Below are 21,629 nucleotides of genomic sequence, written 5' to 3' on the forward strand. Positions count from 1 at the left end.
AGGTGACCGGGTCGTGTACTGGCTCGGCTTCGCATCTCGCGATCACGATGAGCCGGGTTCGGAAGCGGAGACCTCGCGTCCGCTCCAAGGGTCAGCACGCTTGGTGGCGGCCTGGTGGTGGGTGGTTGAAACTTGCGCAAACTCTTGCAGTTTCACGCTCCGCCTGGCGTTGCTTCCTTGAGATGTCTCCCTGCGGGGGTTGACGTGTGACGGTGATCACTCATACGGTCAGCCTGCAAGATCTTGCAGCAAGATTCAACCGCGCTTTGTCACCCCCATCACCCGTCCGGACATCGCGCGTTGCCTTCGACCTAGGAGGAACCATGGCGAGAAGACCCATGGCTGCCGCACTTGCCCTCTTGGCGGGAGCCGCTGTCGCGCTCACGATCCCGGTCTCGGCCCCGGAGCGAGCACTAGCCGCACCGCCGGGAGACAAGGACGTCACCGCGGTGATGTTCGAATGGAAGTTCGCCTCGGTGGCTCGCGAATGCACCCAGACCCTGGGCCCCGCGGGCTACGGCTACGTCCAGGTGTCCCCGCCGCAGGAGCACATCCAGGGCTCGCAGTGGTGGACGTCCTACCAGCCCGTCAGCTACAAGATCGCGGGCCGCCTGGGCGACCGCGCCGCCTTCAAGAACATGATCGACACCTGTCATGCCGCGGGCGTGAAGGTCGTCGCCGACGCCGTCATCAACCACATGTCCGCGGGCTCCGGCACCGGCACCGGCGGCTCGTCCTACGGCAAGTACGACTACCCCGGCCTCTACTCCTCCTACGACTTCGACAACTGCACGGCCACGATCAGCAACTACCAGGACCGGTTCAACGTCCAGGAGTGCGAGCTGGTCGGTCTCGCCGATCTCGACACCGGCGAGGACTACGTACGCGGCAGGATCGCCGGCTACCTCAACGATCTGCTCTCGCTCGGCGTCGACGGGTTCCGGATCGACGCGGCCAAGCACATGGCCGCCTCCGACCTGGCCGACATCAAGTCCCGGCTGAGCAACCCCAACGTCTACTGGAAGCAGGAGGCCATCTACGGCGCAGGGGAGGCGGTCTCGCCCAGCGAATACCTCGGCAACGGCGACGTCCAGGAGTTCCGCTACGCCCGCGACCTGAAGCGGGTCTTCGAGAACGAGAACCTCGCTTACCTGAAGAACTACGGCGAGGGCTGGGGCTACATGTCCTCGGGCAGCTCGGCCGTCTTCGTCGACAACCACGACACCGAGCGCGGCGGCGACACGCTCAGCTACAAGGACGGCGCCAACTACACCCTGGCCAACGTCTTCATGCTGGCCTGGCCCTACGGCTCGCCCGATGTCCACTCCGGCTACGAGTGGAGCGACAAGGACGCCGGCCCGCCCAACGCCGGTGCGGTCAACGCCTGCTGGCAGGACGGCTGGAAGTGCCAGCACGCCTGGCCCGAGATCAAGAAGATGGTCGCCTTCCGCAACACCGCCCGTGGCCAGGCCGTGACCAACTGGTGGGACAACGGCGGCGACCAGATCGCCTTCGGGCGAGGCAGCAAGGCGTACGTCGCGATCAACCACGAGCCCTGGACGCTGACCCGCACCTTCCAGACGTCGCTGGCCGCGGGCACCTACTGCGACGTACAGAGCGGCAAGAACGTCACGGTGAACGGCTCCGGTCAGTTCACCGCCACCCTCGGGGCCAACACCGCCCTCGCGCTGCACGTCGGCGCGACCTGCGGCTGACATCCCCTCGGCCGACCGTCCGGCGCCGCCCCCCATGGGCGCCGGGCGGTCGGTCTCCACCGCATGCCCCCGCATCATCCAGAGAGGCCCTCAAGGTGAATCGAAGAAGCGGCGCACGCAGTGCGCCCCGGACGGTCGCGACCGTGATCGCGACCGCACTGCTCGCCACGGCGTTGCAGACGGCCATGCCGGAGTCGGCGACCGCCGCCGCCCCGAAGCCGCCCTCGGATGCCAAGCTGGCCGCCGAGCCGGCCCGTCACGACGCGACGAAGGAGCAGTTCTACTTCGTGCTCCCTGACCGGTTCGCCAATGGCGAGACCGGCAACGACAAGGGCGGCCTGACCGGCAGCCGGACGTCGACCGGTTTCGATCCCACCGACAAGGGCTTCTACCAGGGCGGCGACCTCGAGGGCATCACCGAGCGCCTCGACTACATCAAGGGTCTCGGCACCACCGCGATCTGGATGGCGCCGATCTTCAAGAACAAGCCTGTCCAGGGCGAGGGCGAGAACGCCTCGGCCGGCTACCACGGCTACTGGATCACCGACTTCACCCAGGTCGACCCGCACTTCGGCACCAACGCGGACCTCGAGACGCTGATCGACAAGGCCCACGCCAAGGGCATGAAGGTCTTCTTCGACGTCATCACCAACCACACCGCCGACACTGTCGACTACGCCGAGAAGAAGTACGGCTACCGCCCCAAGGGCGCCTTCCCCTACCTCGACACCGAGGGCCGCCCCTTCGACGACGCCGAGCCGTCCTCGGACCGCAGGAAGGTCGACGAAGACTCGTTCCCCTACACCCCGGCGAACACCGGCGAGATGGTGCCGTCCTGGCTCAACGACCCGACGCTCTACCACAATCGCGGCGACTCCACCTGGGAGGGCGAGTCGACCACGTACGGCGACTTCAGCGGCCTGGACGACCTCTGGACCGAGCGCCCCGAGGTCGTCGAAGGGATGACCGAGATCTACCAGAGGTGGGTCCGCGACTTCGACATCGACGGCTTCCGCATCGACACCGTCAAGCACGTCGACCTGGACTTCTGGACCGAGTGGGCGACCGCCCTCGACGCCTACGCAGCCAAGCAGGGCCGCGAGGACTTCTTCATGTTCGGCGAGGTCTACTCCGCCGACAGCGACATCACCTCGCCGTACGTCACCCGCGGCCGCCTCGACGCCACGCTCGACTTCCCGTTCCAGGACGCGGCCCGCGCCTACGCCTCCCTCGGCGCTCCGGCCGACCGGCTCGCAGGAGTCTTCGCCGACGACTACAAGTACGCCACCGACAAGGCCAACGCGTACGAGCAGGTCACCTTCCTCGGCAACCACGACATGGGCCGCATCGGCACCTTCCTCCGCGCCGATCACCCGGGCGCGACCGACGCCGAGCTGGTCCAGCGTGCCCGGCTCGCCAACGAGCTGATGTTCCTCTCCCGCGGCAACCCGGTCGTCTACTACGGTGACGAGCAGGGCTTCACCGGCGCCGGCGGCGACAAGGACGCCCGCCAGACGCTGTTCGGCTCGAAGGTCGCCGACTACCTCGACGACGATCAGATCGGCACCGACCGCACCCACGCCGACGACGCGTACGACCCGACCCACCCGCTCTATGCCGCCATCGCCGCCCTGGCGAAGCTCCGCACGGACCACCCCGCGCTGGCCGACGGCGCCCACAGGGAGCTCTACGCCAAGGACTCCGTCTACGCGTACTCGCGCACCGGTGAGAACCGCGAGTACGTGGTCGCGATCAACAACGCGGTCGAGGAGAAGACCGTCACCCTGCCCGTGGAGTCGGCCGCCTTCGACACGATCTACGGCGGTGAGGCCGCCAAGGCAGCCGACGGCGGCACGATCACCGTGACCGTCCCCGCGCTCTCCTCGATCGTGCTGCGCGCCGAGGGCGAGCTCCCCGGGGCCACCGCGAAGCCCCAGCTGTCGCTGACGGCCCCGGCCGCCGGCGCCACCGGCACCGTCACCCTCTCCGCCGACCCGGGGGAGACCGCGGACGCCCGCGTCGTCTTCGCCGCCCAGGTCGGCAACGGCAAGTGGCGCACGCTCGGCTCGGTCGACCACGCCCCCTACAAGATCACCCAGTACGTCCCCGCGACCGTCGCCGCCGGAACCGCCCTGCGCTACAAGGCCGTGGTCGTCGATCGCGACGGCCGCACTGCGAGCGACCTCGCCGAGACCACCGCGGGGCAGGCGCCCGAGGCCGAGAAGCCGAGCGCCGTCGACCGCGACTACGCCGTCGTGCACTATCGGCGAGCTGACGGTGACTACGACGGCTGGACCCTCGAGGCGGGCGGCCAGAGCGCGGCGTTCGACGGCCGCGACGCCTACGGCGCCTTCGCCTGGGTCAAGCTGCCCGACGACACCGCGTCGCTGACCTACACGGTCGAGAAGGACGGTGCCACCGACGGCCCCGAGCGGACCATCGATCTCGCCGAGACCGGCGAGGTCTGGGTAGAGGCGGGCAACGACGGGCAGCAGACCACGAAGCCCGGCGGCGTCTACCCGGAGCCGGACACGTCCAAGGCGGTCATCCATCTGCACCGTGCCGACGGCGACTATGACGGCTGGGGCCTGCACACCTGGACCGGTGCGGCCGATCCCACCGAGTGGTCCAAGCCGCTGCCGCCCACCGGCAAGGACGCCTACGGAGTCACCTTCGAGGTGCCGCTGGTGGACGGCGCGACCTCGCTGAACTACATCGTCCACAAGGGCGATGAGAAGGACATCCCGAACGACCGCTCGCTCGACCTGGCGACGTACGGTCACGAGGTCTGGCTCAACTCCGGCGACACCGGCTACCTGCTGCCGTCGGTCGGGTCGGCGCCCGACCTCGACCTGAGCAAGGCGCAGGCGCAGTGGATCGACGCGGAGACCGTGGTGCTGCCCAAGGAGACGGCGGCCGGATCGGCGCTGTCGACGCAGCTGGTCTACGACCGCGACGGCGGCATCGCTGTCGAGGATGGCGCGCTCAGCAGCGAGGGCCGCTGGCTCCGGCTCCAGGACTCCTCGCTGACCGACGGGCAGAAGTCGGAGTTCCCCCACCTGAAGGAGTACGCCGCCTTCACCGTGGACCCTCGAGACCGCGACCGCGTCCGCGAGGCGCTCGCCGGCCAGGTCGTGCTCACCCAGCGCCTCGGCAACGGCGCCCTGGTCACGGGCACCGGCGTCCAGACGCAGGGCATCCTGGACGACCTCTACGCCGGGAAGGCGAAGAAGGTTTCGCTCGGACCGGCGTTCAAGGGCAGCAAGGTGACCCTGTCGGTCTGGGCGCCGACCGCCCACGAGGTCTCGCTCGAGCTCGGACGCAGGATCGTGCCGATGCGCCGTGACGACGCCAGCGGTGTCTGGTCGGCGACCGGACCAGCCTCGGCCTGGCGCGGCAAGGAGTACCGCTACCTCGTGAAGGTGTGGGCGCCGAGCGTCCAGAAGGTCGTGACCAACAAGGTCACCGACCCCTACTCGGTCGCGCTCACCGCCGACTCCGAGCGCAGCCTCGTCGTCGACCTCAGCGACAAGGCGCTCGCCCCCAAGGGCTGGTCCAGCCTGGAGAAGCCGAAGGCCGTGGCGATGAAGGACGCCCAGATCCAGGAGCTCCACATCCGCGACTTCTCCGTCGAGGACGAGACCAACGACCGCCCGGGCGGTTATCTGGCCTTCGCCGACAAGGACAGCGACGGGTCGCGGCATCTGCGGAAGCTGGCGGAGTCCGGGACGTCGTACGTCCATCTGCTGCCCGCCTTCGACATCGCCACCATCCCGGAGGAGAAGGCCGACCAGGCCGCGCCCGACTGCGACCTCGCATCGTATGAGGCTGACAGCGACAAGCAGCAGGAGTGCGTCGCCGCGGCGGCCGCGAAGGATGCGTACAACTGGGGCTACGACCCCTACCACTACACCGTTCCGGAGGGCTCCTACGCCACCGACCCGGACGGTACGGAGCGGACGGTCGAGTTCCGGCAGATGGTGAAGTCGCTGAACGAGGACGGCCTGGGCGTCGTCATGGACGTGGTCTACAACCACACCACCAGCAGCGGTCAGGCCGAGACGTCCGTGCTCGACAAGATCGTGCCGGGCTACTACCAGCGGCTCCTAGCCGACGGCTCGGTCGCCAGCTCCACCTGCTGTGCCAACACCGCTCCCGAGAACACGATGATGGGCAAGCTCGTCGTCGACTCGATCCTGACCTGGGCGAAGGACTACAAGGTCGACGGCTTCCGCTTCGACCTGATGGGTCACCACCCCAAGGCCAACATCCTGGCGGTCCGCCAGGCCCTCGACGGGCTCACGCTCGAGAAGGACGGCGTCGACGGCAAGCGCATCGTCCTCTACGGCGAGGGCTGGAACTTCGGCGAGGTCGCCGACGACGCCCGGTTCGTCCAGGCCACTCAGAAGAACATGGCGGGCACCGGCATCGCCACGTTCAGCGACCGCGCCCGAGACGCCGTCCGCGGCGGTGGCCCGTTCGACGCCGACCCGGGCGTCCAGGGGTTCGCGAGCGGCCTCTACACCGACCCCAACACCTCGACCGCGAACGGCACAGAGGCAGAGCAGCGGGCGCGACTGCTGCACTACCAGGACCTGATCAAGGTCGGGCTCTCCGGCAACCTCGCCGGCTACTCGTTCACCGATACCTCGGGCAACCAGGTGAAGGGATCCGAGGTCGACTACAACGGCTCGCCGGCCGGTTATGCGGAGGCCCCGGGTGACGCGCTCGCCTACGCCGACGCCCACGACAACGAGACGCTCTACGACGCGCTCACCTTCAAGCTGCCTGCCTCGACCAGCACGGCCGACCGCTCCCGGATGCAGGTGCTCGCCATGGCGACGGCCGCGCTGTCGCAGGGCCCGGCGCTCTCCCAGGCCGGCACCGACCTGCTGCGCTCGAAGTCGCTGGACCGCAACTCCTACGACTCGGGGGACTGGTTCAACGCCATCGCCTGGGACTGCGACGCCGGCAACGGCTTCGGGCGGGGGCTGCCGCCGGCCGCGGACAACAAGGACAAGTGGCCCTACGCCAAGCCTCTGCTGGCCTCGGCCTCCGCCCCCGGCTGTCCGGACATCGAAGGCGCCTCGGCCGCCTATCGGGACCTGCTGAGGATCCGTACGGAGGAGCCGGTCTTCCACCTGTCCACCACCGGTCAGGTCCAGGAGAAGCTGTCGTTCCCGCTCTCGGGGACGGACGAGACGCCGGGCGTCATCACCATGCGCCTGGATGACCTCGTGATCGTCTTCAACGCGACCAAGGCGACGCAGCGGCAGACGGTGAAGAGCGCCGCGGGTGCCGGCTACCGCCTGCACCCGATCCAGGCCGAGGGCGCCGACGCGGTGGTGAAGAAGTCCGCGTTCGAGGCGGATTCGGGGACCTTCACGGTGCCCGCCCGGTCGGTGGCGGTCTTCACCCGCTGAGGCGGACGGTAGATAGAGAAAAGGACGCGGCCCCGGCTCATCGAGCCGGGGCCTGCGGGTCCGTCGGTCAGGAAGCTCGGCGCCAGGTCAGGCGGGGCTGTTGCCGGCGACAGCGCCGACCACCACGAGCGCGATGACGACCAGGGCGGCGACGACCATGAGGCCGGCCGGGCTCCGGAAGTCGAACATGGGGATTCCTTTCGGCTAGTTCGGCGACAGGCGACGGGTGGGGATCGTGTCCTGCGGACGCGTCGGGAGAGCCAGCCAGACAGCGGCGATGCCCGTGGCGTCGCGTATACATAACCAGTCATGGTCACAACGCGCGTAGGGCCCAAGGTCCCGATTTTTACCGAAGCCATTCACGCGCGAAGAGATATGTGATATGGCAACCGCTTCATCGGTGAACGTCGTAAAACCCTAGCGGACCGCCGGCGGGGCGGACGACCGGGGATCGTCAGGGCGGCCTTCGTTGTGGGCCCGGTCACGCGACCCCGGCGGCATGCCGGCCGGCCCGCCGTCCGAAGTACGAGCCGTCGCCGAGCTGCATGCCGGAGGCGTAGCCCTTGGCGTCCTGGGCGAGGTTGGCTGCGCAGGCGCCCGCGGCGTACAGACCCGTGATCGCGGAGCCGTCCTCGCGGCGTACCTCGCCTTCGACGGTGGTCGCCAGCCCGCCCATCGTGAACCCGGCGTACATCGCCTTGCCCAGCGAGAGGTCGTAGGCGCCCCACGGTCCGGTGTCCTGAGGCTCGGTCCACTCCGCCGCCTTGTGGAGCTCCGGATCCTCCCCGGCGGCCGCATGGGTGTTGTAGGAGGTCAGGGTCGCGTCGAGGGCATCGAAGGGCACGCCCAGGCCGGCCGCCATCTCCTCGACCGTCTCCCAGCCGTCGATGAACGGGCACAGCGGCATCTTCGGGTGCTCGATGTGCGCGGAGTCGACGATCAGGAACGCGGCCGAGTCCGGCTGCTCCATGACGAAGGCGGCCGTACGGGCGTGGTAGGAGTCCTCCGCCACGAAGCGCCTGCCGTGCTTGTTGACGATGATCCCGGTCAGCAGGATCGAAGGCGGATAGAACGGTGCGGTCTGGAACGGCTCGTCCATGAACCGCCAGCGGCCACCCGCCGAGGCGCCCAGGCGCAGCCCGAGGCCGTCGTCGTAGGTGGAGGCCAGCGGGAAGAGCTTCTCGCCGAGCCGCGGCGTGTGCTCGGCGACCATGTCGGCGTTGCCGACGAAGCCGCCGGCGGCGAGGATCACCGCCTTGGCCCGGATCGCGCCCCGCTCCTCGAAGCGGCGCCATGCCAGCCCGACGACCCTTCCGTCCTCGATCACCAGGTTGGTGGCGCCGGTCTCGTAGCGGACCTCCGCCGACGTCTCGGCCAGGCGGTCGGCCATCCGGTCGACGACGAGCTTGGCGCCGCCGGTGTCGCCCGGGACCGGAACCTTGTGGCCGCGCGGCGCCGGGACGGCGAGGTCGCGGAAGGGATGGACCTTCTCGTTGCCGGTGTACATCAGCCCCTCGGTGCCCGGCTGGATGACGGCCTTGCCGGGCCAGAAGGTGCGCTCGAACTCGAAGCCCAATCCCTCGAGCCAGTCGAAGTGCTCGACCGAGTCGTCGCAGTAGGCCCGGATCTTGTCGTCCTCGGGCTCCTTGGAGACCGCGCGGATGTACTTGAACATCTCCTCGGCCGAGTCCTCGATCCCGGTCGCCTTCTGCACCGCGGTGCCGCCGCCGAGGTAGAAGTGGCCGCCGGCCATCGCGGAGGTCCCGCCGGGCTCGGCGGCGCGCTCGAGGAGGATCGTGCGGGCGCCGGAGCGGACCGCCTCAAGCGCAGCGGCGCCGCCGGCCACGCCGAAGCCGACCACGATCACGTCGGTCTCCTCCGACCAGCCGCCGAAGCGCTCCTCGACGTCGGCGGGGGAGAGTACGTCGGGCAGTGCTGTTCCGCTCATCGCTCCTCCTCGCTTCGCTCGGTCGCTCCCTTGTTCGGCGCGAGCGGACGAGCAAGCTCGCCGCTCGACCTTGCTCCGGTCGCCTCCAGATAGCAGTCGGCGAGCACCGGCGCGCCGTCGCGGGCAGGATCGTCGGTGGAGATCGTGGCCCTGATCAGGATCCTGGGCCCCTCGTCCCAGGCCTCGATCGAGATCGTCTCGCCGGGGAAGACGATCCCGGCGAACCGGGCGCCGAACCCGGCGACCCGGGTCGCGTCCCCGTCGAGGAGGAGTTGGGTCGCCTCGCGCAGCACGATCCCGTAGGAGCACAGCCCGTGCAGGATCGGCTTCGGGAAGCCTGCCTTCGCGGCGAACTCCGGGTCGGCGTGCAGCGGGTTGCGGTCGCCGCACAGCCGGTAGAGCAGCGCCTGCTGCTCCGTGACGTCGTACGCCGCCACAGCATCCGGCGCGCGGTCAGGAACCGGCAGCGCGGTGGACGGCCCGCGTTCACCACCGAAGCCGCCCTCGCCACGGACGAAGATCGAGGAGCGTACGGTCCACAGCGGGTCGCCCGCCGCGGTGGTGGCGACACCCTCCTGGACGATGACGGCGGCTTTGCCCTTGTCCCAGACCTCGGCGATCCGGGTCGAGACGACGGCTTCGCCGGAGGTGGGGATCGGGCCGTCGACGCGGATCTCCTGGGAGCCGTGGAGCACCGAGGCGAGGTCGATGTCGCAGCCCGGCAGATCGACGGTGGGCGGCTCGGTCACGTGGAAGGTCGGTGCGACGACCCCGAAGGACGGCAGCACGGTCAGCGCGTCGGAGTCCAGCGTGTAGCGCAGCGCGGCGGGGTCGGTCGCGTCACCGGGACGCGAGCCGGCGCCGATGCCGAGGTGGTAGAGCAGCACGTCGGACGAGCTCCACGAGAACGCCCGGGACGGGAGCGCCGCGCCGATGGCCTTGGTCGGGTCGATGGGCATCAGTGCTTCTCCTTCTTCGACGAGCCCGAGGAGTCCGACGAGCCCGAAACGGTGCTGTCCGAGGACTCGCCGGTGAGCTCGGTGGCGCAGTCCTCGGCGGCCAGGTAGCCGAAGACGAGGGCTGGGCCGATGGTGGCGCCGGGACCGGCGTAGGTGCGGCCCATGACCGCTGAGGAGGCGTTGCCGGCGGCGTACAGGCCCGCGATGGCGGAGCCGTCGGGACGCAGGACGCGGGCGCGCTCGTCGGTGACGAGACCACCCTTGGTGCCGAGGTCGCCGGGAGCCATCTTGACCGCGTAGAAGGGCGCCTGATCGATGACGTTGAGCGAGCAGTTCGGCTTGACGGTGGGGTCGGAGTAGTACTTGTCATAGGTCGACTCGCCGCGGTGGAAGTCCTCGTCGACACCGGACTCGGCGAAACCGTTGAACCGCTCCAGAGTCTCTCGCAGACCGGCCGCCGGCACCTCGATCTTGGCCGCGAGCTCGTCGACCGTCGACGCCTTGACGACGACCCCGTCCTTGAGCCAGCGGCCCGGGAACGGCTGGCCCGGCCCGAGCCCGGCGAAGATGTAGCGGTTGCGGTAGCGCTGGTCGAAGACCAGCCACGAGGGGACGTGCGGGACGCCTTGCCCAGAAATGTACTCAGCCTCGCCCTTGTAGATCTCGTGGACGGCCTCGACGTAGGGGAGGGCCTCGTTCATGAACCGTTTGCCGGCGCCGTTGACGATGATCGACCCGGGCAGGTTGCGCTCGGCGAGCGCGAACCAGGGCCGACCCGGGAACGGGATCGTCGGACCCCACCAGGACTCGTCCATCAGGTCCGTGTCCGCGCCGGCCGCGATCCCGGCCAGGATCCCGTCGCCGGTGTTGGAGAAGGCGCCGGTGGTCCACTCGACCGAGGTCGGCGCGGGCAGGTACTTCTCCCGCATCTCCAGGTTGCGCTCGAAGCCGCCCGACCCGAGGATCACACCGCGCCGCGCCCGGATCACCGTGGTCGGACCGGACTCGCCGCGGCGCACCTCGACGCCTACGACCCGGCCGTTCTCGGTGACCAGGCCGACCAGCTCGGTCTCGTACCTGATCGGGACTCCGGCGTCCATGAGTCCCTTGCGCAGCCCGATCGTGAGAGCCGCGCCCATGGCGTACATCTTCTTGCCGAGCAGACCGGAGAGGATCCGGGCCACCGCGATCTTGACCATGGTGATCGGGCCCTTGAGCGTGCGCATGCCGAGGCTGATCTTTCGGAAGTCGGCCTGGGTGACGACCATGTTGGCCGGTGACTTCGTGTAGGGCGGGTGCAGCCGTGAGAGCTCCTCGCCGATCACCCGGGCGTCGAGGGGGACCGGCTCGACGGAGCGGCCCGCGCCGCGGCCGCCGGGCGCCTCGGGGTGGTAGTCGGCGTAGTCGGGCACCCACGCGAACCGCGCCGGGGTGTGCGTGCAGACGAAGGAGAGCACCTCGGGGCCGCGGTCGAGGAAGGTCTCGCGACGCGCGGCCGGGACGACGTCGCCGACGATCGACTCGAGGTAGAGGCTGGCGGCCTCGGGGGAGTCCTTCTGATGGGCCGCCTCCAGGGCGTGGTTGCGCGGGATCCAGACCCCGCCGCCCGAGCGTGACGTCGACCCGCCGAAGTAGGCGCTCTTCTCGATGACGACGGTCTCGAGCCCGTGGCGGCGGGCGGCTGCGAGCGCGGCGGACATCCCGGCGCCCCCGGCGCCCACGACGACGACGTCGTAGATCTCCTCGCCGTCTGCTGCCTCAGTCAACTTTCCCATGGTGCTCCCTCAACCTCGCCTATCCCAGAACTGAAACACGTTCTACCATAGACGACAGTCGACGAAACATGCCCGAGGACTCGACAAAACTGAAACGTGTTCTAGTATTGATCCATCGGCAGCGCACGAACCGCGCCGCCCGAGGACATTTGGGACACCATGCAGGAAGGCAGAGCGGTGAGCGAACCGACACAGCGCCCTAACAAGGACGCACAGACCGTCAGAGACGGGGTGCAGGACCTGCTGCCCACCATCAGGGAGCGCGCGGAGGAGACCGAGCGCCTTCGGGTCGTTCCCGAGTCGAGCGTCAAGGAGCTGGAGGAGGTCGGTTTCTTCAAGCTGCTGCAGCCCGTTCGGTTCGGCGGCCTCGAGGCGGACCCCGTCGACTTCTACACCTGCGTGCGTGACATCGCCTCGGCGTGCGGTTCGACCGGCTGGGTCTCCAGCGTCCTGGGCGTGCACCCCTGGCAGATCGCCCTCTTCGACGACGAGGCCCAGCAGTCGGTCTGGGGAGAGGACCCCGACACCCGGGTCTCCTCCTCCTACGCACCGATGGGCAAGGCGTCGCTCACCGAGGGCGGGTTCAACCTCTCCGGCCGCTGGTCGTTCTCCTCCGGCTGCGCGCACGCCACCTGGGTCCTCCTGGGCGGCCTCGTCTTCAACGACGAGGGCCAGGTGGTCGACTTCCGTACGTTCCTGGTGCCGCGCGAGCGCTACGAGATCGTCGACGTCTGGAACGTCGTCGGCCTGGCCGGCACCGGCTCGAACGACATCGTGGTCGAGGACGTCTTCATCCCGGAGACCTTCACCCTCTCGATGGCCGAGACCGGACGGTGCAAGGGCCCGGGGCAGGCCGTGAACACCGGCGACCTCTACAAGCTGCAGTTCCACTCGCTGTTCACCACCACGATCACCACGCCGATCATCGGCATGGCCCGCGGTGCGTACGACGAGCACGTCACCATGCAGCAGAACCGGGTCCGCGCCTCGTACGGCGAGAAGGCCTCGCTCGACCCGTTCGCCGCGGTGCGCGTGGCGACGGCCTCCTCCGACATCGACGCAGCCTGGGCGCTGCTGATGGGCAACATCCGCGAGCAGCAGGGCTACGTCGCCCGCGGCGAGAAGATCCCGATCACCCAGCGGCTGCGGATCCGCCGCGACCAGGTCCTCGGCACCCAGCGGGCGATCGACGCGATCGACCTCCTCTTCGAGGCCTCCGGCGGCCGGGCGCTGGCCAACGGCACCCCGCTCCAGCGTGCCTGGCGCGACGCCCACGCCGGTCGGGTCCACGCCGCCAACGACCCGGAGCGGGCGCTGCAGATGTACGGCGCCTCCGAGTTCGGGCACAAGGTCGACCCGGGGATGTACTGATGGTGCTGAAGAAGGAGGACGTCGCTCACGACGTCACGATCAAGACCGACGCGGCCGGCGAGCTCACGCTGCGCTACTACGACCTCGGAGGCGACTCTGTTGGTCTCGACACGCCTTCGCCTAGCGGCTCCGGCGGCTCGACCAGCGAGGTGGCCGCTGGTCGCGCCGCGAGCGCCAGCGAGCGTGTCGAGACCAACACGTTGCCTTTGGTGATGCTCCACGGCGGCGGTCCCGGCGCCTCGTCCTGGTCCAACTTCGGCCCCGCGCTGGAGGGCTTCGCCGCCGACTTCCGCACGATCCTGGTCGACCAGCCGGGCTTCGGCGCCTCCGACAAGCCGCCGGTGGTGGGCAACTACTACCGCTTCGCCGGCGACGCCGTGATCGCGCTCCTCGACGAGCTCGGCCTGGAGAAGGTGCACCTGCTCGGCAACTCGCTCGGCGGCGGGACGGCCATGCGGATCGCGCTGACCTACCCCGACCGGGTGGGACGGCTCGTCCTGATGGGGCCGGGCGGACTCTCGCTCAACCTCTTCCACGCCGACCCGACCGAGGGGGTCCAGCGGCTGATGGACTTCTCCGGCGACCCGACGAGGGAGGCGCTCAAGGCGTTCATCTCGACCATGGTCGTCAATCAGAAGCTGGTCACCGACGAATTGGTCGAGGAGCGCTTCGCCGATGCGACCGCGCCCGGCGCCCGCGAGGCGATGGCGTCGATGGGGTGGTCGTTCTACAACCCCGAGACCGCCGAGGACGGCATGCTGTGGCGCGAGGCGCACAGGCTCAAGCACCACACGCTGCTCACCTGGGGGCGCGAGGACCGGGTCAACCCGCTCGACGGCGCGTTCGCCGCCCTGAAGCTGATCTCCAAGGCGCAGCTGCATGTCTTCCCGCGATGTGGGCACTGGGCACAGATCGAGGCGGCCGACGAGTTCCGCGAGGTGGCGGTCTCGTTCTTGAAGCGGCACCGCGAACGTACTCCCAAGGAGAAGTCATGACGATCGACCTGAAGTCCATGGGCTACGTACGCGTCACCAGCACCGACCTGGAGGCGTGGCGTACGTTCGCCGGCAAGGTCCTCGGCCTGATCGAGGCCAAGGGCCCCGATCCGGAGCATCTGTACTACCGCATCGACGAGGTCTCGGCCCGACTGGTGATCGTGCCGGGGGAGAAGGACCAGCTGGACTGCGTCGGCTGGGAGGTCGCCGACCACACCGCGCTGGCGCAGGCCCGCGAGCACCTGGAGAAGTCCGGGGTCGAGGTGGAGGAGGGCACGCCTGAGGAGCTCGCCGAGCGCCGGGTGCAGGAGATGCTGCGCTTCCGCGACCCCTTCGACAACGTCTTCGAGCTCTTCCACGGCATCACGTACGAGCGGCGTCCCGCGGTCTCGCCGTACGGTCACACCTTTGTGACCGGCGAGCAGGGGATGGGCCACGTCGTGATCCCGGTCTCCGACGACGTCGAGGCGCTGGAGTTCTACCGGGACACGCTCGGCTTCCGGCTGCGGGACTCGATGAGCATGCCTGGCGAGTTCGCCGGCAAGGAGCCAGGCACGAAGATCTGGCTGCGCTTCCTCGGGATCAACCCGCGCCACCACTCGCTGGCGTTCCTGCCGTTCCCCAACGACTCCAAGTGCGTCCACATCATGCTCGAGGTCGACAAGCTCGACGACGTCGGCCGGGCGTTGGAGCGGGTGACGAAGCACGGCGCCAAGCTGTCGGCGACGCTGGGGCGCCACATGAACGACGAGATGGTCTCCTTCTACGTGAAGTCGCCGGGCGGCTTCGACATCGAGTTCGGCACCGAGGGCCTGCAGGTCGACGACCAGAAGTGGGTCGCCCGGGAGTCCACCGCCGTCTCGTACTGGGGCCACGACTTCGGTGTAGGCCAGTGATCGGGTATGCGTATACAGGTGCCTGATGGGATGTCTCCCGATGCCGCCGAGAGCTGGCCGCATCCGGAGCTGATCGACTCCTTCCACGGTCGCTTCGACTTCGAGGCGCCACCGTCTCCTCCGGAGACCCCTTCCGACGCGGAGGCGGACGCCCTGTTCCGTACGGTGCTGGGCCGGTTCGCCTCCGGGGTCACCGTGATCACGGCGCAGACCGCGGAAGGACCGGTGGGGATGACGTGCCAGTCGTTCTCCTCGGTGTCGCTGCGGCCGCCGCTCATCCTGTTCGCGCCGACCAGGTCGTCGCGCGCCTGGGCGCGGATCCGCCGGGCAGGGCACTTCTCGGTCAACATCCTCGCCGCGGGTCAGGAGGCCGTCTCGAACCAGTTCGCCTCGCGGGCCGCCGACAAGTACGCCGACATCTCCTGGACCCCGTCGCCGCATCACGGCGACCCGCACCTGTCCGGTGCGGTCGGGTATCTCGACTGCGCGGTCCACTCGGTCCACGAGGAGGGCGATCACTACCTCGTCGTCGGCCGCGTCCTCGACCTGGAGGAGGGTGCCGCCACCGAGCCACTGCTCTTCTTCCGCAGCAGCTACCGCGAGCTGGGTTGAGCCTGTCTCGACCAGAAGCGTGCCGAGTCGGCGCGAACTGACGAGGATCAGCGTCGAGTCGGCGCAAACTGACAAGACTCAGCGCCGAGTCGGCGCGTCATGACGAGCCGACTCGGCGGCAGTTCCGGTCAGGATGAGCCGACTCGGCGGTGGGGCGGTCAGGGGAGCTGGTCGAGACGGTAGATGGCCGCCGCCTCATCGGGGTCGGGGGTGGTTTCGTCGAGGAAGGCGCGGGTGACCTCGACCGCGACGTCGGGCGCGAGCCGCTTGAGGCTCATCGCCAAGACGTTGGCGTCGTTCCACAACCGGGCGTTGCGGGCGATCCACGGCTCCCAGGCGAGGGCGGCGCGGACGCCGGGGACCTTGTTGGCGGCGATCGCCGTGCCGGTGCCGGTCCAGCACATCACCACGCCGACGTCGGCTCGGCCGTCGACGACCGCTCGACCGATGCCGGCGCCGAGATCCGGCCAGGAGTCGTCGGCCACGATCTCGACCTCGCCACGCTCCTGGAGCGCGGTGAGCACGGCTCGGGTGGTCTCGTTCTCGTCATCGGCTCCGAACACGATCCGCATGTGTCCGAACCTACCGGTCCTCATGTGTGCGTGGACGGTCCGTCGGGTCCGACGAGCTTCGCGCTGGGCTGGTCCTTCAGGCTGGTGGTGAGCTCCCAGGTGCGCTGGTAGCCGGTGTGGGCGATGCGCCAGCCCTGCGGCGTACGGACGTAGCGGTCCTCGTAGAAGGCGGCGCCCTCGAGGGCGAACTCATAGGCGGGGGCGAAGACCTTGTCGTAGAGATACCAGCGGCCGGTGGCCTCGTCGGCGTCGATCGTGATCTCGGGGTGGTGGAGATGGTGCATCGTGAGGATCTCCGCGGGCAGGTTGGTGCGCATGTAGTCCACCAGGTCGCCGGGCGAGTTGAAGGAGAGCCCGGCGTAGTCGGCGGTGGCGTCGTCGCTGAAGCAGGTGGCGAACTCGTCCCACTGCTTGGTGTCGAGGAGGCGTACGTAGCGGTACTTGAGCTGCTCGATCTCGCGGATGTCACTCATGAGACGACGCGCCCGGCGAGCTTGTCGAGATAGGTGAGCACGCCGGCCGGCTCGGTGTCGGGTACGCCCCAGATCAGCTCGTCGGCGACCGACCACTCGGCGAGGTCGTCGGCCGTCGGCCGCTTCGCGACGAGCACGCGGACCTCGGGCTTGCCCTCGCGTCCGGCCGCCTCCCACTCGTCCTGGAGCGTCTTCACCTTGTCGCCGATCCCGGCCTCGGTCGGTGTCGTCATCCAGCCCTCGGCGTTGCGGGCGATCCAGCGCAGGGTCTTGGGTCCGCCGCCGGCGCCGACGATCGTCGGGATGCGGCCCTGAGGTGGCTTCGGGTAGGCCCATGACGGGCCGAACGAGACGAACTCGCCGTCGTAGGCCGCCTCCTCCTGGGTCCACAGCGCTCGCATCGCCTCGAGGTACTCCTTCAGCGCGGTGCGCTTGCGGTTGCCCGGGATGCCGTGGTCGGCGAGCTCGTCGGTGTTCCAGCCGAACCCGACCCCCAGCGATACCCGGCCGCCGGAGAGGTGGTCGAGGGTCGCGATCGTCTTGGCGAGCGTGATCGGGTCGGACTCGACCGGCAGTGCGACCGCCGTCGAGAGCCCGATCCTCGAGGTCACCGCGGCGCAGGTGCCGAGCGTGACCCAGGGGTCGAGCGTACGCAGGTAGCGGTCGTCGGGGAGCTCGGTGCCGCCGGTGGGGTGGAGGGCGTCGCGACGCACCGGGATGTGGGTGTGCTCGGGCACGTAGAACGTGTCGAAACCACGCTCTTCGGCGGCGGAGGCTAGCTCGGCGGGCGCGATGCCGCGGTCCGAGGTGAACAGGACGATGCCGTGGCGCATGACACAACAGTAGAACGTGTTCTAGTCTTTGCGGAAGGGATCAACGGGAGAGAGAAGTGAGCATGGAAGCCGACTACATCGTCGTGGGAGCCGGGAGCGCGGGCTGCGCCACCGCCCGCAGGCTGGCCGAGAGCGGCGCCAGCGTGATCGTGATCGAGGCGGGCACCAAGGACACCGCATTCGGGATCAAGAACCTCCTCGAGCTTCCCGGCGCCGTCGCCGCGATGCTCTCCACACCGCAGCTGAAGAAGCTGGTCGACTGGGGCTACAAGTCGGTTCCGCAGAGCGCTGCGCTCGACCGGGTCATCCCGATGACCCGCGGCAAGGTGCTCGGCGGCTCGTCCTCGATCAACGGCATGCTCTGGGTGCGCGGCAACCGCCAGAACTTCGACGACTGGGCGGCCGACGGCGCGACCGGATGGTCCTACGACGACGTGCTCCCGGCGTTCAAGCGCATGGAGGACTTCGAGGGCGGCGCGGACGAGTTCCGCGGACAGGGCGGACCGGTGAAGGTGCGCTACCAGAAGGACCTCACCCCGGCCACGCAGACCTGGCTCGACGAGGCGCCCAAACGGCTCGGCGTCAGCGCCCTGGACGACTACAACGGCAAGGAGCAGGAGGGCGTCGGTGTCGTCCAGCTGAGCGCCTCCGAGGGGCGCCGCTACTCGGCCTCCAAGGCCTACCTGCGTGAAGCGCCCCTGGACAACCTGCTGATCCTGACCAAGGCGCAGGTCACCCGGGTGCGGATCGAGGGCTCGCGCGCGACCGGCGTCGAGGTCGTCGGCGCCGACGGCGACAAGCAGACGATCCGGGCGACTCGCGAGGTCATCGTCTCGGCCGGCGTCTACGGCTCGCCGCACCTGCTGATGCTCTCCGGAATCGGTCATTCCGGCCACCTCCGCGACCACGGCATCGAGGTCCACGCGGACCTCCCGGTCGGCGACAACTTCCACGACCATCTCTTCGTGCCGGTCTCCTTCCGGATGGACTCGGCGCTGCGGCGGCCGACGCCGGCGTACTTCGCTGCGGGCTTCGCCAAGTCGCTGCTCACCCGCAAGGGCTGGGCGGCCGGGTCGCAGTTCGAGGCCTTCGGGTTCGTACGCAGCGCGCTGGCCGGCCAGCTCCCGGACCTGCAGCTGCACGTCCTCTACTGGGTCTACCCGTTCCCGAACCAGGACGGCGAGAAGGCGATCCGGCCGCCGACGGCCAAGCCCGGCCTGTGCATCCTGCCGACGCTGATCTATCCCGAGAGCCGGGGCACCGTACGTCTGGCCAGTGCCGACCCGCTCGCGCACCCGCTGCTCGACCCCGGCTATCTCACCGCGGGCAAGGACACCGAGGTGCTCCTGGACGGGATCGCGAAGGTGCGCGAGATGATGGTCGGCCTCGGCGACAACGAGGGTGAGATCGCGCCGGGTCCGGACCATGCCGGGGACGACGCCACCCGTGAGCTGCTCCCGAACATCGTGCACAGCGTCTACCACGGCGTCGGCACCTGCCGGATGGGATCGGACGAGCGTGCGGTCGTCGACCCGTCGCTGCGGGTCAAGGGCATCGACGGCCTGCGGGTCGCCGACGCGAGCGTGATGCCCTCGATCACCGGAGGCAACACCAACGCGCCCTCGATCATGATCGGCGAGCGCGCCGCCGACCTGATCCTTGGCCTCTAGGAGATGACCGTGTCCGATCTGCTGCTGAGCGAGGACCGAGACCGCGTCCGTACGCTGACCCTGAACCGTCCCGACCAGCTCAACGCCTTCAGCCAGGCGCTCTATGTGGCTCTCGCCGAGGCGCTGCGCGAGGCCGACGAAGACCCGGAGGTGGCCGTGGTGCTGCTGACCGGCACCGGGCGTGCCTTCTCGGCAGGCACCGATCTCCTCGAGATGAAGGAGACCGCCGCAGGTGGCGACGAAAGCGCCTCGCACGGGTTCATCGGCCTCGTCGACTCCCTGGCTGCGTTCTCCAAGCCGCTGGTGGTGGCGGTCAACGGGCTGGGGCTCGGCATCGGGGTGACGCTCCTCGGCTTCGCCGACCTGGTCTTCGCCTCGACGGCGGCGAGGTTCAAGACGCCGTTCACCACCCTCGGGGTCGCTCCGGAGGCGGCCTCCAGCTTCCTGTTCCCGCGCCTGATCGGGCGTCAGAATGCCGCCTGGATGCTGATGTCGGGGGAGTGGTTCAGTGCCGAGGAGGCCCACGAGATGGGGCTCGTCTGGCGGGTCACCTCGCCCGAGGAGCTGCTCGTCACCGCCTGGGACCATGCCGCCACGCTCGCCGCGCGTCCGATCAGCAGCCTGGTCGCGGTCAAGGAGACCATGACGGCGTCGCTGCGTCCCGGGATCGAGGCCGCCCGCGAGCTCGAGAACGCCAGGTTCGCCGAGCTGCTCGGCGGGCCGGCCAACATCGAGGCGCTCGTCGCCTTCGCCGAGGGTCGGGAGGCCGACTTCACCCGACTGCCACCCGGGGTCTGAGGGGGTCAGCTGCTCGGCGGTGGAACGATCCGCTCGTGGCCCGGCCCGCCCGGACCGGGCTCGGCGCTGAGCATGATGTGGTCGGCGATCTCGAGCCCGGTGTCGTGCTCCCTGATCACGTCGAGCACCATGTCCCGGCGCTCTTCGGAGGCCACCTCGCCGGAGACGACCAGATGCTCGCCGCGTACCTGGAGGTGGATGCCGAGCTCGTGGGTGCGTGGATCGGTCGCGATCGCGCACTCGAGGTCTCGGGCGAGCTGTTCGTTCATGCCGACCTCCTGGGGACGACGTCGTAGACGCGGAATGCCGCCTGGATGACGGGCTGGGCGACGTTGCGCACCGGCACTCCCGCGGGGGTGAGGCCCTTCTCGCGCCCGGCGTGGGCGTGGCCGTGGACCGCGAGGTCCACTCCCGCCTCGTCGATCGCCTCGCCGAGCCGGTAGTTGCCGAGGAAGGGCCAGATCTCCTTCGGCTCGCCGAGCAGGGTGTCGTCGACGGGAGCGAAGTGCGAGAGGGCGACGGTGACGTCCGGCGCCTCGCCGGCCAGGTCGTCGAGGGCCCGGCGCAGGACGACCGCGGTCTCGATGCCGTGACCCGTGAAGGCCTTCATCTGCGGCTCGCCGAAGTCGGCGGCGCTGCGGCCGGAGAAGCCGAGGCAGAAGCCCTTGACGCCGGCGACGCCGAGCCGGCCGGCCCTCGTCTCGATGGTGGTCGAGGTGCCCTCGAGGACGGTCATCCCGCGCTCCTCGAGCAGCTGAGCGATCTCGCGCTCTTCGCCGGAGTGGTAGTCGTGGTTGCCGAGCACGGTGAGGACGGGTACGTCGGCGGCGTCGAACTCGTCGGCGAACGCCTTCGCCTCGTCGATCGTCCCGTGCTGGGTGAGGTCACCGGCGACCAGCAGCGCGTCGGCCTCGGCGGAGATGCCCTCGAGCAGTGGTGCATATCGGCCACGCAGGTCGTCTGCCAGATGTACGTCGCCCACCGCTGCCACGCGAATCGGCTCAGGCATCGCTCTCACCCCCGGCGACGTCGAGCGCGTCCAGCAGGCCGAGCGCGGCCTGTGCGAAGGGGCTGCGCTTCGCCTCCTGGCGCACCAGCCTCCAGTCGATCTGCTCTCGTAGGGCGCGGCCGCAGCCGACGATCCTCGAGAGGTCGCAGGCGTGCTCGCTGAGGGCGAGCATGCGCGAGATGATCAGGTCCGTCGCGGACATGACGGGCATGGTCACGGAGTCGACCGGCAGGTCGTCGCACCGCGCGAGCAGGTCCTCGTCGACCGGCCCGGTCGGAAGCCGGTGGATCAGGTCGACGACCACGGTGTCGCGCCCGACTTTCACCAGCCAGTCCTCGGGTGCGGCGACCGCATCCATCCCGTTCGCGAGCAGCACCTGAACGGCCTTCTCGGCAACATCCTGGGGCAGGACGAAGTCCACGTCGTGGGTGCTCTCGGGGCCGCCACGGGTCCACACCGCGTACCCGCCGGCCAGCGCGAACGGGATCTCGGCGGCCTTGAGCGTCGCGCCGACCCGCTTGAGCACCTCGCGTTGTCGCTGGAACTCCTCGCCCAGCACGTCTGTTCTCGCCATGGATGT

The 21,629-nt window shown here is 69.3% G+C and carries 17 protein-coding genes; 8 read left to right on the forward strand and 9 right to left on the reverse strand.

What is annotated here, in order from left to right; genetic code table 11:
• Positions 1-323 precede the first annotated feature (323 nt).
• Both H5T77_RS01235 and pulA read left to right on the forward strand, forming a co-directional pair.
• Positions 324-1,715, forward strand: a complete 1,392-nt coding sequence (locus H5T77_RS01235) for an alpha-amylase (RefSeq protein ID WP_292644147.1) — start codon at positions 324-326, stop codon at positions 1,713-1,715.
• A gap of 143 nt (positions 1,716-1,858) precedes the next feature.
• A complete protein-coding gene (gene pulA / locus H5T77_RS01240) occupies positions 1,859-7,138 on the forward strand; it encodes a pullulanase-type alpha-1,6-glucosidase (protein WP_292644148.1) in 5,280 nt (1,759 codons plus the stop codon).
• A gap of 481 nt (positions 7,139-7,619) precedes the next feature.
• Here the strand turns inward: pulA and H5T77_RS01245 are convergent, their stop codons facing one another.
• The 3 genes from H5T77_RS01245 to kstD are packed head-to-tail and all read right to left on the reverse strand — an operon-like array spanning position 7,620 to position 11,811.
• Positions 7,620-9,086, reverse strand: coding sequence for an FAD-binding protein (locus H5T77_RS01245; RefSeq protein WP_292644150.1), 1,467 nt, complete (start codon positions 9,084-9,086; stop codon positions 7,620-7,622).
• Positions 9,083-10,045 carry a MaoC/PaaZ C-terminal domain-containing protein gene (locus tag H5T77_RS01250; RefSeq protein WP_292644152.1) on the reverse strand — a complete coding sequence of 321 codons (963 nt, stop codon included), beginning with the start codon at positions 10,043-10,045 and terminating at the stop codon, positions 9,083-9,085. Before H5T77_RS01250 ends, H5T77_RS01245 begins: the two co-directional genes overlap by 4 nt.
• The gene (kstD, locus tag H5T77_RS01255; RefSeq protein WP_292644154.1) at positions 10,045-11,811 is read right to left on the reverse strand and encodes a 3-oxosteroid 1-dehydrogenase; all 1,767 of its coding nucleotides are present in this window, start codon (positions 11,809-11,811) and stop codon (positions 10,045-10,047) included. The genes H5T77_RS01250 and kstD overlap by 1 nt, the downstream gene beginning before the upstream one ends.
• 186 nt (positions 11,812-11,997) lie before the next feature.
• Here kstD and hsaA point away from each other — a divergent pair, with 186 nt between their 5' ends.
• The 4 genes from hsaA to H5T77_RS01275 are packed head-to-tail and all read left to right on the forward strand — an operon-like array spanning position 11,998 to position 15,694.
• On the forward strand, positions 11,998-13,191 hold the full coding sequence (gene hsaA / locus H5T77_RS01260; protein WP_292644156.1) for a 3-hydroxy-9,10-secoandrosta-1,3,5(10)-triene-9,17-dione monooxygenase oxygenase subunit: 1,194 nt from the start codon (positions 11,998-12,000) through the stop codon (positions 13,189-13,191).
• The gene (gene hsaD, locus H5T77_RS01265; protein ID WP_292644158.1) at positions 13,191-14,186 is read left to right on the forward strand and encodes a 4,5:9,10-diseco-3-hydroxy-5,9,17-trioxoandrosta-1(10),2-diene-4-oate hydrolase; all 996 of its coding nucleotides are present in this window, start codon (positions 13,191-13,193) and stop codon (positions 14,184-14,186) included. The genes hsaA and hsaD overlap by 1 nt, the downstream gene beginning before the upstream one ends.
• On the forward strand, positions 14,183-15,082 hold the full coding sequence (gene hsaC, locus H5T77_RS01270) for an iron-dependent extradiol dioxygenase HsaC (protein ID WP_292644160.1): 900 nt from the start codon (positions 14,183-14,185) through the stop codon (positions 15,080-15,082). Before hsaD ends, hsaC begins: the two co-directional genes overlap by 4 nt.
• 30 nt (positions 15,083-15,112) lie before the next feature.
• Positions 15,113-15,694: a flavin reductase family protein gene (locus H5T77_RS01275; RefSeq protein ID WP_292644162.1), complete on the forward strand. Its 582-nt coding sequence runs from the start codon at positions 15,113-15,115 to the stop codon at positions 15,692-15,694.
• Positions 15,695-15,852: 158 nt separating this feature from the next.
• Here H5T77_RS01275 and H5T77_RS01280 read toward each other — a convergent pair whose 3' ends face one another.
• The 3 genes from H5T77_RS01280 to H5T77_RS01290 are packed head-to-tail and all read right to left on the reverse strand — an operon-like array spanning position 15,853 to position 17,572.
• Positions 15,853-16,266, reverse strand: a complete 414-nt coding sequence (locus H5T77_RS01280; protein WP_292644164.1) for an RpiB/LacA/LacB family sugar-phosphate isomerase — start codon at positions 16,264-16,266, stop codon at positions 15,853-15,855.
• 20 nt (positions 16,267-16,286) lie between these two features.
• Positions 16,287-16,739 carry a nuclear transport factor 2 family protein gene (locus H5T77_RS01285; RefSeq protein ID WP_292644166.1) on the reverse strand — a complete coding sequence of 151 codons (453 nt, stop codon included), beginning with the start codon at positions 16,737-16,739 and terminating at the stop codon, positions 16,287-16,289.
• Positions 16,736-17,572: an LLM class F420-dependent oxidoreductase gene (locus H5T77_RS01290; protein ID WP_292644168.1), complete on the reverse strand. Its 837-nt coding sequence runs from the start codon at positions 17,570-17,572 to the stop codon at positions 16,736-16,738. Before H5T77_RS01290 ends, H5T77_RS01285 begins: the two co-directional genes overlap by 4 nt.
• Before the next feature lie 62 nt (positions 17,573-17,634).
• On the opposite strand from H5T77_RS01290, the gene H5T77_RS01295 reads away from it, so the two are divergent.
• Both H5T77_RS01295 and H5T77_RS01300 read left to right on the forward strand, forming a co-directional pair.
• Positions 17,635-19,242 (forward strand): GMC family oxidoreductase, encoded by a 1,608-nt coding sequence (locus tag H5T77_RS01295; RefSeq protein WP_292644170.1) that lies wholly within the window; start codon positions 17,635-17,637, stop codon positions 19,240-19,242.
• A 3-nt stretch (positions 19,243-19,245) separates the two neighbouring features.
• A complete protein-coding gene (locus H5T77_RS01300) occupies positions 19,246-20,040 on the forward strand; it encodes an enoyl-CoA hydratase/isomerase family protein (protein WP_472850323.1) in 795 nt (264 codons plus the stop codon).
• A 5-nt stretch (positions 20,041-20,045) separates the two neighbouring features.
• Here the strand turns inward: H5T77_RS01300 and H5T77_RS01305 are convergent, their stop codons facing one another.
• The 3 genes from H5T77_RS01305 to H5T77_RS01315 are packed head-to-tail and all read right to left on the reverse strand — an operon-like array spanning position 20,046 to position 21,623.
• Positions 20,046-20,309, reverse strand: a complete 264-nt coding sequence (locus tag H5T77_RS01305) for a hypothetical protein (protein ID WP_292644174.1) — start codon at positions 20,307-20,309, stop codon at positions 20,046-20,048.
• A complete protein-coding gene (locus tag H5T77_RS01310) occupies positions 20,306-21,049 on the reverse strand; it encodes a metallophosphoesterase family protein (RefSeq protein WP_292644176.1) in 744 nt (247 codons plus the stop codon). Before H5T77_RS01310 ends, H5T77_RS01305 begins: the two co-directional genes overlap by 4 nt.
• On the reverse strand, positions 21,042-21,623 hold the full coding sequence (locus tag H5T77_RS01315) for a nucleotidyltransferase (protein WP_292644178.1): 582 nt from the start codon (positions 21,621-21,623) through the stop codon (positions 21,042-21,044). The genes H5T77_RS01310 and H5T77_RS01315 overlap by 8 nt, the downstream gene beginning before the upstream one ends.
• Positions 21,624-21,629 lie beyond the last annotated feature (6 nt).

The organism is Nocardioides sp., from assembly GCF_014360585.1.
GTDB lineage: Bacteria > Actinomycetota > Actinomycetes > Propionibacteriales > Nocardioidaceae > Nocardioides.